Source organism: Sphingobacterium multivorum (assembly GCF_900457465.1).
GTDB lineage: Bacteria > Bacteroidota > Bacteroidia > Sphingobacteriales > Sphingobacteriaceae > Sphingobacterium > Sphingobacterium multivorum.
On the sequence record NZ_UAUU01000009.1, the window covers coordinates 228116 to 239934 of the forward strand.

General features: G+C 42.1%; 9 protein-coding genes. 2 read left to right on the top strand and 7 right to left on the bottom strand.

Annotated elements, in window-relative coordinates; genetic code table 11:
- Positions 1–25: 25 nt before the first annotated feature.
- From DTA23_RS12625 to rhaT, 4 genes are all read right to left on the bottom strand, one after another.
- Positions 26–1396 carry an FGGY-family carbohydrate kinase gene (locus DTA23_RS12625; protein ID WP_112374957.1) on the bottom strand — a complete coding sequence of 457 codons (1371 nt, stop codon included), beginning with the start codon at positions 1394–1396 and terminating at the stop codon, positions 26–28.
- Between the two features lie 12 nt (positions 1397–1408).
- Positions 1409–2683: a sugar isomerase gene (locus DTA23_RS12630; RefSeq protein ID WP_112374958.1), complete on the bottom strand. Its 1275-nt coding sequence runs from the start codon at positions 2681–2683 to the stop codon at positions 1409–1411.
- An 81-nt stretch (positions 2684–2764) separates the two neighbouring features.
- Entirely contained in the window at positions 2765–4867 is a 2103-nt protein-coding gene (locus tag DTA23_RS12635) for a bifunctional aldolase/short-chain dehydrogenase (RefSeq protein ID WP_112374959.1), read from the bottom strand.
- Positions 4868–4894: 27 nt separating this feature from the next.
- Positions 4895–5971, bottom strand: a complete 1077-nt coding sequence (gene rhaT / locus DTA23_RS12640) for an L-rhamnose/proton symporter RhaT (protein WP_112374960.1) — start codon at positions 5969–5971, stop codon at positions 4895–4897.
- 186 nt (positions 5972–6157) lie between these two features.
- On the opposite strand from rhaT, the gene DTA23_RS12645 reads away from it, so the two are divergent.
- Positions 6158–6766: a 3'-5' exonuclease gene (locus DTA23_RS12645; RefSeq protein ID WP_256604058.1), complete on the top strand. Its 609-nt coding sequence runs from the start codon at positions 6158–6160 to the stop codon at positions 6764–6766.
- A gap of 10 nt (positions 6767–6776) precedes the next feature.
- The gene (locus tag DTA23_RS12650) at positions 6777–8690 is read left to right on the top strand and encodes a DUF294 nucleotidyltransferase-like domain-containing protein (RefSeq protein ID WP_112375437.1); all 1914 of its coding nucleotides are present in this window, start codon (positions 6777–6779) and stop codon (positions 8688–8690) included.
- A 55-nt stretch (positions 8691–8745) separates the two neighbouring features.
- Here the strand turns inward: DTA23_RS12650 and DTA23_RS12655 are convergent, their stop codons facing one another.
- From DTA23_RS12655 to DTA23_RS12660, 3 genes are read right to left on the bottom strand one after another with little or no spacing between them, the layout of a single operon-like run.
- Positions 8746–9798, bottom strand: a complete 1053-nt coding sequence (locus DTA23_RS12655; RefSeq protein WP_112374962.1) for a glycoside hydrolase family 43 protein — start codon at positions 9796–9798, stop codon at positions 8746–8748.
- A gap of 1 nt (position 9799) precedes the next feature.
- Positions 9800–10276, bottom strand: coding sequence for an alpha-L-arabinofuranosidase C-terminal domain-containing protein (locus tag DTA23_RS27730; RefSeq protein ID WP_218565379.1), 477 nt, complete (start codon positions 10274–10276; stop codon positions 9800–9802).
- A 5-nt stretch (positions 10277–10281) separates the two neighbouring features.
- Positions 10282–11760: an alpha-L-arabinofuranosidase family protein gene (locus DTA23_RS12660; protein ID WP_218565380.1), complete on the bottom strand. Its 1479-nt coding sequence runs from the start codon at positions 11758–11760 to the stop codon at positions 10282–10284.
- Positions 11761–11819 lie beyond the last annotated feature (59 nt).

Below are 11819 nucleotides of genomic sequence, written 5' to 3' on the forward strand. Positions count from 1 at the left end.
CCGTACTATCCTGTTCTAAAATCATTTACGAAACAGTATGTGGCTTAAATAATTTTAATTCCACCAAGTTTTGTGGGATCTCTGCAGTGTTCCAATGCTGATGCATCAACAGTGCGGCACCCAAAGCTGTTGCTTGCGGCATCGCTGCAGCAAACACCTCCATAGCTGGAAATTCACGTGCAATCAAACTCATATAAATCTGATTTCGACTAAATCCACCATCGACAAATATCCGTGCAGTCTGTGTACAGCGAAGAACAAGTTGGGTGGCGGCTACCTGTGCCTTGACAAGACACCAGACTAAGCTGTGATAAGCGGTTTGATAATCTGGATAACGATGCAGGTCAATGGCTTCAAAAGATTTCAAATCTATCGCGTTCGGAATATCAAGCGCTGTCAAAGCCGCGATAATGTCCCAGTCGATTTCAAGCGTTCTAAATTTGGCCGTGGTCACCGCAAAGAAATCGGCAATACGCTTTGATTGAATTTCATGTTCATACCCTGCAAATAAACGGGAGGCTTTTACTGGAGTACCGCGATAGGAAAGATAGAACAAACAATCCTGCTGCAGCTCCTCTATTGTCAAATCGATCGACGCAAATGGGTTTAATGAAATGCACCAAGTGCCTGTAGAAATTAAAATAAAGGGCTCTTTATTACTCATTAGATAAGGAATGAGTGCCGCGGAACTATCATGTAACCCCGTTCCAACCCAATATGATTTACCTAGAAACGTACTTTTAAAGGCTGTATCTCCCGAAACAATTGGCGGGAAAGCTCCAACGAGGCCCTCGTCTTCTACCCATTGATGATAATGGTGTTGTTTGAAGTCCCAAAGTGCAGTATGGCAGCCGATGCTAGTCAAATCTGTACACAACTTGCCTGAAACCAAAAAGCTTAAATATTGAGGTAAGTGTACCGCATAAGCAAGTTGCCCAAATAAATCAGGTTTTTCACGCTTCAGACGCAAGAGCTGTAAGCCCGAATTCAGACTACCCAATGATGGTGATGCCGTTGCCAATGAAAATGCGACAACACCTCCATACGCATCATATAACTGTTGCTGTATATCCGCAGGAAAATCCTTGAGATAGTTGTATAAGGGAGTCAAAGGTTTACCCTGTGCATCAATGTAAACCAAGCTAGCCCCATAGGCTGCAAAGTTGATTGCCTGAATATCAAATTCGTCTCGCCGGAGTACTTCATGCAAGGCATCAAAAATCGACAGACGAAGGCTTTCAAGATTTTCACAGGGATCCCCATCTTCATCGACAGTTTCTAAAAATCGAGCAGATCGTTCCCATAGCACGCTATAGTTTTTATCAAATAAAAGAAGTTTTTTATTCGTTTTTCCAACATCAAATACGGCTACGACAGGTATACCTTTGTTTTCCATGTCGTGTATCTTTTAGAGGCCTGTAGCGACGCTATTTTTTCCTCTTTCCCCCACCAATCTATCTCGTAACGCCTGTTCCCTAAAGAGCCCTATTGGATCCAATGCCGCACCGATGCGTCGTCTCGCCTCAGCAAGCAATGGTCTTACATCGGTTCGAAATGCCTGTTGCAAAATTTCCTGGGCAGCTACCACATCGTTTTGAGCTTGCGCATCGCGAAGCGATTTTCGATCGATAAGCAAGGCCTGCGCATAGGCTATTTTAATTGCTTCTACCGATTGTAATAAATCAACTAATGGGTCCTTCAGATTATGTGAAGCATCGATCATCCAGCCTAAAGCCGATTCATGAGCCATTCCCCGCGCATCCATCCCATCGATCAATTCACTGAATATCAAAAACAATTGATAAGGTTTCATACAACCGGCCGTCAGATCGTCGTCTCCATATTTGCTATCATTGAAATGAAAGCCGCCCAATTTCCCTTCCATCAACAGCAGCGATACGATTTGCTCGATGTTTGTATTTGGTAGATGATGCCCTAAATCCACCAAGGTAAAAGCCTGTGGTCCCAGCTTATTTGCTAAAAGTAAAGACTGTCCCCAATCGCCAATGGTCGTCGAATAGAAATAAGGTTCAAATGCTTTATACTCTATAAACAGGCTCCAGTCTACGGGTAGATGCGCATAGATTTCCTGTAGGCTGGCAAGGGTATTTTCAAAGGCCTGTCTAAAATTAAGCTGCCCAGGGAATGATGAACCATCAGCCAGCCATACCGACAAGCACGTTGACCCCAACTGCTTTCCAAAGTCGATTACTTCTATATTATGGTCTATCGCCTGTTGACGGACGCGTGGATCAACGTGATGCAAAGACCCAAATTTATAGCTGTGCTCCTGCCCGACCTGATCTTGAAATGTATTTGAATTCATCGCATCAAAGTGAATTCCAAAGGTTGCTGCATACTGCTTCAATGCTTCAGCATCTTTAGGAATATCCCAGGGAATATGCAATGAAATAGCATCACTCGATCCATTCAATGCATGCAGCAAGCCGACATCTGCAATTTTCTGCTCCAGTGTTGCCGGTTCACCGGCACCAGAGAAACGGCCAAAGCGCGTTCCACCTGTACCCAATGCCCAACTAGGGATAGCAATCTGGAATTGCTGTAGTTTTTCTAAAATCTCTTCTGTTTGTACAATCTCGTGAGAAACAAAATCAAAGGCTCGCTGATGCCTCGCCTGCAACTGGTCATTATGTGCCGCGATAGCACACTTGTCTAAAATCATAATAGTACTGTTTTCGGTTTATTAAAATAGGGTATTGTGGTTTCTCGATCTATTGAAAACACAATACCGAAGATAGCGAAATTAGCGCACAAATGCCATTGTTACGCCACCGTCTACATTGAGTATATTACCTGTAGATTTCGAGAGCAAACCACCCACAAAACAAAAACAGGCATTTGCAATATCCTCAGGTAGAATCACTTCATTCAACAAGGTCCGTTTAGCATAAAATGTAGGCAGTTCCTCGATGTGAATACCATATGCCTTTGCGCGTCCCTCTGCCCATCCGCCAGCCCAAATATTGCTATCGGAAATCACTGCATCGGGGTTAACAACATTGACACGAATTTTGAAAGGTCCAAGCTCCGCGGCGCATAATCTACTTAAGTGCAATTGTGCACCTTTCGCGCTACCATAACCGACATTATTCGGACCACTGACAAGCGCATTTTTGCTGACTATATTTAAGATATCACCACCGATGTTCTGCCCCTTTAAAATTGGCGTGATCGCTTGGGTGACCAAAAATTGTCCTTTAACCAATACATCATACAATAGGTCCCAATCTTTTTGGGTATGGTCCTCGATAGATTTAGAAATCGACAATCCGGCATTATTCACTATGATATCTATCCCACCAAATGCTAAAACAGTTTTATACAAGGCTTTTTGGATCTGTACTTCCTCGGTCACATCCAGTAGGACGGAGATCACTGCATCTTGGCCAAATTGTGCCACGAATTCTTGTTCGCATTCCGCTAAACGTTCAGCGTTAATATCGTTAAGCACAACCACTGCCCCTTCCTGTGCCATTTTCTTGGCAATGGCTTTTCCGATTCCACCACCACTTCCTGTCACCAAAGCAATCTTTCCGGAAAGTGCTTTTGGTTTCGGCATACGCTGCAATTTAGCCTCCTCAAGTAACCAATATTCGATATCGAAAGCTTCCTGACGAGGCAAGGCAGTATATTCACTTACAGCTTCCGCTCCTTTCATTACGTTAATCGCATTGGTGTAGAATTCTGCCGCTACACGTGCAGTTTGTTTGTCTTTCGCAAACGCAAACATACCAACACCTGGATATAAAACAATCACCGGGTTTTTATCGCGTACAGCTGGACTGTTTTCATGCTTGCAATTTTCATAATATTGTGCATACATTTCACGGTATGCTTCGAACAATGGCGCCAATTTCGCTTTTAGCTCTTCAACATTATCCAAATCTTCTGATTTATCCAAATTCAGTACTAACGGTTGGATTTTAGTTCTTAAGAAGTGGTCCGGGCAGCTCGTACCAAGCGGAGCTAAGCGTTGTAAATCGTTTGAATTTATAAATTCCAATACACGTTCATCATCTGTAAAGTGTCCGATCATGTGACGCTCACTAGAACAGAAACCTCTTAAAACCGGCGCAAGTTTAGCTGCTTGTGCAGTTCTTTCTTCCTTGCTCAGGCTAGTTACTTGCTGACCACCGAATACAGGTGCTTTTTTACCATAGTTTTGCTCAAGATATTCCGCGCAAGCTTCGATTACATCCAAGGAATTGATATAACATTCGTATGCTGTATCGCCCCAGGTAAACAAACCATGTGACCCCAACATAATACCGCGAATACCTGGATTTTCTGCTAAACAGGCTCTTAACTTAAGGCCTAGATCAAATCCCGGCCGCTGCCAATCTACCCAGCCGATCGCCCCATTAAACAATTCTTGTGTAATCTTCTTCCCATCTTTTGCAGCGGCAATAGCAATAGCAGCATCGGGATGTAAATGATCAATATGTTTAAATGGTAAAAACCCATGTAATGGTGTATCAATAGATGGTGCTTTAGAATCCAGATCGTAAATACAGTGGTTAAATAGTTCAACCATCTCATCTTCATGCTCCAAGCCTTGATAAACATGCGCTAAACTGCGCAGCCGTTGAAGATACAGTGCTGCTAACCCCGATTTCTTAAGCGTCCCAATATCTCCTCCTGAGCCCTTTATCCACATCACTTCCACATCCTCTCCGGTCAATGGATCTTTTTCAAAAACTTTGCAGGAGGTATTGCCACCACCATAATTTGTGATTCTTAGATCCGCGCCTAAAATATTCGAACGATATAATAATAAAGCCACTTCATCACCGTCTAGTGTACGTGCTTTCTCATCGTCCCATAAGTAATTGACATGTTTATACATTTTCACCTCTTCTATATTGTTTAAGTATTAATTTTCTAATGTCCTTGCAAAGCCTACTATGCAAATGGAAATGATAATTGTGATAATTCCAGCAATAATGGAACGATAGGTTACACGGTCCACCCCTCGCCATTCTTTTAATACAACGCCCCAGGCATTTGAAATAAGAATGATGAAAGCCATATGTAATATCCAGGAACTTGCGCCATTGCCCAGTCGGCTTTCCCCCATACCGTAAAAGAAAAATTGGAGATACCAGGTTGTCCCTGCTGAAGCACATAAAAGAAAATTCCGCAACTTCGGCACTGCTGGTTTCGTATAATCTTTAAAAGACTTATTCTTGACGAGCAGATAGAGACACCAAATAAAATTTGTCATAAAGCCGCCCCACAGAATTACGATATAGGTTACATTATTTTGATAGAGAAACTCTCCTTGATTGGGGTTAGCGGCCTTCCATACCGCATTGCTCACATCCGCCATGGGTTTCCCAGACTCTATACCAAAATTGAAACAGGCACTTAGTATACCTGAAACGATCGCCACGACGATACCTAAGCCGAAGTTGTAATCAGATTTACTTTCTGCTGATAATGTTGAAAGATGCTTTTCTTTGGACATACCAGCCTTGCCACATAGATAGACTCCGACCAAGCAGACCAACAGTCCAATGAGAATACAAACACCCGGCTGTGTCGTAAAGAAATAATCGATACCGTGTTTACCCTCGGCCCGATTGAAAAAATAATAAATGCTAGGCATCAAGGATCCAAACACCATGCTGAGTCCCAAAATAATACTACTTCCCAACGATACGCCGAGGTAACGAACACCAAGACCGTAAGTCAGACCGCCTATCCCCCATAGCATACCAAACAAAAAAGTATAACTCAAAATGGGTCGATCGGTCTCTTTAATAATCTCCATAAAATTGGGTATCGTGAGCATTGCTGCGATAGGAGGTATAATGATCCACGAAAAAAGTCCGCCTAAAATCCACATGGATTCCCAAGACCAACCTTTCACCTTTTTATAAGGCACATAAAAACTTCCAGACGCAAAACCGCCTATAAAGTGGAAGATTACTCCGAAAACAGCATTCATTATCTATGTATTTAGGTATTAGATATCTAAAGTAAATGATTTCAGAAAAGGAACTGTTATGTACTGTTATGTTGTAACGACAAAATAGTTACGCTATAGCTAAATTATTTCGATATAGCCCGCTATCCTGCAACAAATTTTGATTACTTTTAATTATTAATTACCGACAATTCATTGAAAAAATATTTGCTATTCTTAGATACGGAAACATCTGGTTTACCGAAAAAATGGAACAAAAGTTATATGGACAGTGACAATTGGCCCCATATTTTACAATTGGCCTGGATCATCTATGACGAAGACCAACAGGAAGTTAAACGAACCAATAAATATATTTACGAGCCGTTAATACCAATTAGCCCTGCATCCGAACAGATTCATGGATTGACACCACCTTTTCTAATGAAATATGGTGAGAAGAAAAAAGACGTATTACGGAAATTCAGTCATGACATCAAAAAATATAAGCCGCAGTTAATCGGCCATTTTCTATCATTCGACCTGCAGGTATTAGCAGCCGAATTCTATCGATCCAACTTGGCTATTCCATTTCATAACTTAGCATATTTTTGCACCTTGTTGCATAGCAAAAAATACGTTCGGAATCCAAATATGGTACATCTTCCACTTTCATCGCTACATGAAACGCTATTTTCGAGTCCAGCGACCGAAATGCATAATGCAGAAAAAGATGCCGAGATTACCGCTAAATGTTATTTTGAAATGATTCGAAAAGATGAATTATCCGAGCAGGACATACAAAATCAGCAAGCTGAATTCGAAAACATCTGTTAATGTAACTTCCATGAAAAACCCCGACGCTATACTACGCCTACTGAAATCGACTCAGCCATTTCAAATTCTGCCCGAAACCCTACAATTGAGTATCGTCGACAGATTCAATGAACATCGTTTTTCCAAAGATACCTTAGTTTATCGGCAGAACATTACCGACATGGATGGTGTTGATTTAATCCTCGAAGGTGAATATGAAACGTTCTTTCTGGATGTTTCTGATAATAAACGATTGGTCGAGATACACCATAAGCCGTATTGTTTTGGTGGAATATCAGTCTTATTAAACCGAACAAAAGCACTCAAGTCTGTTATCGCCAAAAAAGGTACAATTATTTATCGTTTACCCCGAAAAGACTTTATTGAGTTGTGTAATGCGAATGAAGAGTTTTTCCATTTTTTCACCAATTCCTTTGGAAAAAGAATGTTAGATGAGGAGTTTTCTCATTTTGTGAAGTCGCCAGCTTCCTTTGAGGAAAGCTACTTTGCGGCAGACCAACTCTATTCGCGCAAAATTGAGCATATTACCTATAAAGATATCGTATCCTGTACACCCGATACCCCCATCTTTGAGGCTGCACAGACCATGGCGAAACACAAGGTAAGCTGCATATTTATTAAAAAGGAGGAGCAGATTCTCGGCTATGCAACCGATATTACCTTAAGAGACAATGTCGTGGCCCAGCAGATTCCGGCAACACAATCTATCGCTCAGGTTATGGATAACCCCATTGTCAGTATTTCCGATCAGGCCTATCTTTACGAGGCGGTACTGATGATGTTCCGCACGAAATCGAGGTATCTCCTTGTCGAGAAGGCGGGCAATTATATCGGTTTCCTTAGTCGAAATCGGCTATTGAGTGAACAGGGGCAGTCTCCGCTCGTATTCATTCAATCGGTTAAACTCGCCGAAACGCTGGATGAATTGCGTGAAAAATGGAATAATGTCCCCGAGATTATCCACCAATTGCTCGGTAGGGGTGTAAATGCCGAGATTGCGAACCAGGTCATCACGACCGTTGCCGACAGTATTGCCCTTAAAGTAATTGAAAAAGTGATCGGGGAAATGGGCGAGCCACCCGCCAAATTTGTGTTTATGGTAACGGGCAGCGAAGGAAGGAAAGAACAAACGCTAATGACCGACCAAGATAACGCCATTATTTATGAAGATAAAGCAAACGAACAACGGGAGCTCGTACGCGCGTATTTCCTCAATTTTGCCAGTCGTGTGTCGGATCATCTCAATACCATCGGTTTTAGCTACTGTACCGGTGGATATATGGCCAGTAATCCCGAATGGACACATTCGCTGTCGCATTGGAAGAAAAATTACAAGAAATGGATTGAAGAGAGCATCCCCGAGAATGCGATTAAATTTTCGACCTTCTTCGACTGTAGGCGATTATATGGTGACCAGGGCATTATTGATCAACTCAAAGAATTTCTCAATATTGAGCTACAAAAACCCAACGAGCGTTTTTTTACGTTCATTGCAAAGAATGCGCTGCAATATGAACCGCCGCTCACATTTTTCAAGGCAATAAAAACGCAAACAATAGGTTCTTCTGAAGTCTTCAATATCAAGAAAGCGATGACACCCATTGTTGACTTAGTCCGGGTTTACGCACTGCAAAACAGAATTTATGAAGAAAATACCGGTGGTAGGTTGAAACAGCTCCTTGAATTGGGCATCTTCACACAAGAACAGTACGAGGAATTAAATCAATCCTATTATTACCTGATGTCGATCCGTTTAAAAAATCAGGCCAACCAGATCCGTATCGCTAAACTGGCGCCCAACAATTACGTACCTATCGATAGCTTAACCAATATCGAAAAGGCGACAATTAAAGAGATCTTCAAAACAATCCATAATTTTCAACTCGGTATTAAGCTGAAATTCACCAGCAATTTATTTGGTTAAGTACCTTATTGCCATACAAAGGCAATAAGGTACGAAGATCAGCGCTAACGCGCTTCTATTTTTTTGGCAAAGACAAATCAAACTGCCAATGCTTCGCTAATCGCTCCAACTCTTGTTTTGTTATTGGGATGACAGCGCCATGTTTAGGCGAAGTGAAATTAGTGGATTTCATTTTACCTGCATTAAAGTGTCCCAGATCAACAAAATTTTTAAAATCTGTTGTTTCACTGAAGCCAAAATTATGGGGCGATATCCCATAGATATCATACATTAACACCCATTTTTCTTCCCCTATCCTTTTCCACACATTCGGAGCTTCACAGGCTTCTGGCTCAGGGTCATAGAAACGATCATCATATTGATAGGGTCCATTCGGGTAGTCTGAAACAGCTTGCTTAATGCCTGGAACACCATCATGGGCAACATAAAAAAGATGGTATTTATTACCTACTTTCGTCATGTCGCCATCGATGTAATTTTTATTTGATTTGGGGTATTGAAACAAGAGCTGTGGTTCTGATTCAAATGCTGTGAACTCCTTATTTAAGTAGGCATAGTAGAGCTGATTCAGTCCATTGCCAAACCGCATGGTAAAATAGATCATCATTTTACCGTTCCGATCATCATAGATGAGTTCGGGAGCCCAAAAGGCGCCAACATTTTCCCAGCCTTTAAAGGCTTTCTCCAAGTAGAGCTCCGTATGGGTCCATTGAATTAAATCAGCCGATTTCATTAAGACAATACCGCGGTTGTTACCCCATCCAAATGCGACTCCGTCGCGCTCCCATTCCGTATTTCTATACCCTTGCTTTTGTCCGTAGATATGTAGATCCGTCATGACCATATAAAAATAACCATCTTTTCCACGCATGATATAGGGATCGCGAATACCTTTCTGCTGTGCAATGCTATCACCAGCAATGATCGGTTTTCCTTTATTGATATCGGTGAAAGAATAGCCATCCTGACTGACAGCAACATACAGACCATGGCTTTCATCCTTAAAATAAACCATGAGGTAAGCAGCCAGATCCGATTCCTTCACCTGTGCAAACAAGTTCTGCACAAATAGCATCAGGGTTGTAAAAATGAGTATGCGGATATTCATCTTATTTTACGGTCAATTTTATCAAGGTCAAGGAGTAAGGTTCAAATGTTTCAACAATTGTCTTCCCCTTATAAGTTATTGTATTTTGCTTTGGACGGATATTCAATGGTTCCTCGATACTGTTACTCAGGTTTAAGTTGGCGTTGGCCAAGGTGATTTTCTCTGCGGTCGCAGCAGGCTTTTTCTTCGAATTTATGGCAAGGTTCACTTTCATCGGCTTACTATTGTAATTGACGACTTTCACGATAAGCTGTTGCGCAACGGCATCAAATACTGCAGAAGCATATAGGCTATCTTTGCCCGCTACGAATTCACCATCCCGTTTGATCGGAACAATGCTTGTCCCTTTATTGGTCGCATATAATTTTTGCACTTGGTAGCTCGGTGTTCCATATACCTGCAAGTTATCCACCCAAATTAAATCAGGTGACCACTGCCAGCCTTCGACATGACCGAATAATGGCGCGTAAGATGCCATTTCCACTACGTCGCCATTTCGTTCCAGGCCGTCATGAAAGCGGCTTCCGAGAGGGCCGCCTCCCAGGTACTTTTGCCAGGACCGTTTGGTCGTGTGGTATGCGAAGCGTATTCCCCTGCGAAGATTTTCACCCCATTTCTAGGGTAATTATCATAACGATTGGCGCTCGACAGAAACCAGGATGGTGGGCGGTAATAATGTTCATCAATGATATCGATATTCATCGCCCGCAGTTTATCATCTAAGAAGTCAAAACGATCTCCTTCGGGATCGGTACCCGAACTGGCGATAATTTTGATCTCCGGATGTTTCTCGTTTAACGCTTTCTTGAAGACGGTTAACCGCTCGATATATTGCGGGCCCCAATTTTCATTTCCAACGCCCAACATGCTGAGGTGGAAAGGCTCAGGATGCCCCATATCCGCTCGTAATTTTCCCCATTTTGTAGCTGTTGTGCCGTTAGCAAATTCAATCAGATCCAAAGCGTCTTGAACATATGTATCTAACTCATCTAAGGGTACCACTTCACCGGTATTAAATTGGCAGGCCATACCGCAATTGAGAATTGGCACCGGAGATGCGCCAATATCTTCCGCCAGCAAAAAGTATTCATAAAATCCTAAACCGAAGGTTTGAAAATAATCAGGTGTCAGACGATGGCTAAACTCGGTATTCCAGCGGTTGATAATCAATTCCCTTTCCGTTATTGGTCCAACCGTTTTTTTCCATTGAAACCGATTGGCCAAATCTCTCCCTTCAACAATACAGCCGCCAGGAAAACGGATAAAGCCGGGTTTCATATCGGCAAGCATCTGAACCATATCTTTACGTAAACCCTTCGGTCTACCTTTCCAGGTGTCTACTGGAAATAACGAAAGCATATCGACGTCTAACGTACCTGTCCCTGTAAACCACACATTTAATTTGGCTTTATCTGTCGTTTGGTTGGCAGGAAATTTGACTGCAGCTTCAGACCATGATCCGACGGATTCAAGCGGAAGTTCAGCTGTTCCAATAACTTTATTCTGTTGATCGAGCAGTTCAACATGGATTTTCATTCCTTTAGCTGCACTTTGGTATTGTACTGAGAACTCATATGCTGCACCCGCTTTCACTCCCATTCCTCTAAAGCCTTCATTTTGTAGACCTAATTTCAGGTTAGCTGCACTATGTATCCTTAAATAACGTTTGTTCCCTTTACGTTTGCCATCGTTTAGTAGCAGGTAGCTTCCCTCAGGACCATTTTCGAGCTTTTTCCAGCCCATCCAAGGCTGATCAAACTCAAATGATCTATTCTTTACCAATTCTGCATAGATTCCCCCATCGGCACCAAGATTGATATCTTCAAAAAAGACGCCCCACATATGCGGCGATATGTTGCCTGTAGGTTTATCCAACGCAACATTTAATGTTATCGGTGACTGCGCCAATGCTGAAGAGCCCAAGCTCGCTAACAGTAACAGTGTTGACAGTACTCTTTTCATCCCTATATTTATTTTTTCAACAATAATTTATTATTTCAGGTTTTACACCAGCTTTAACA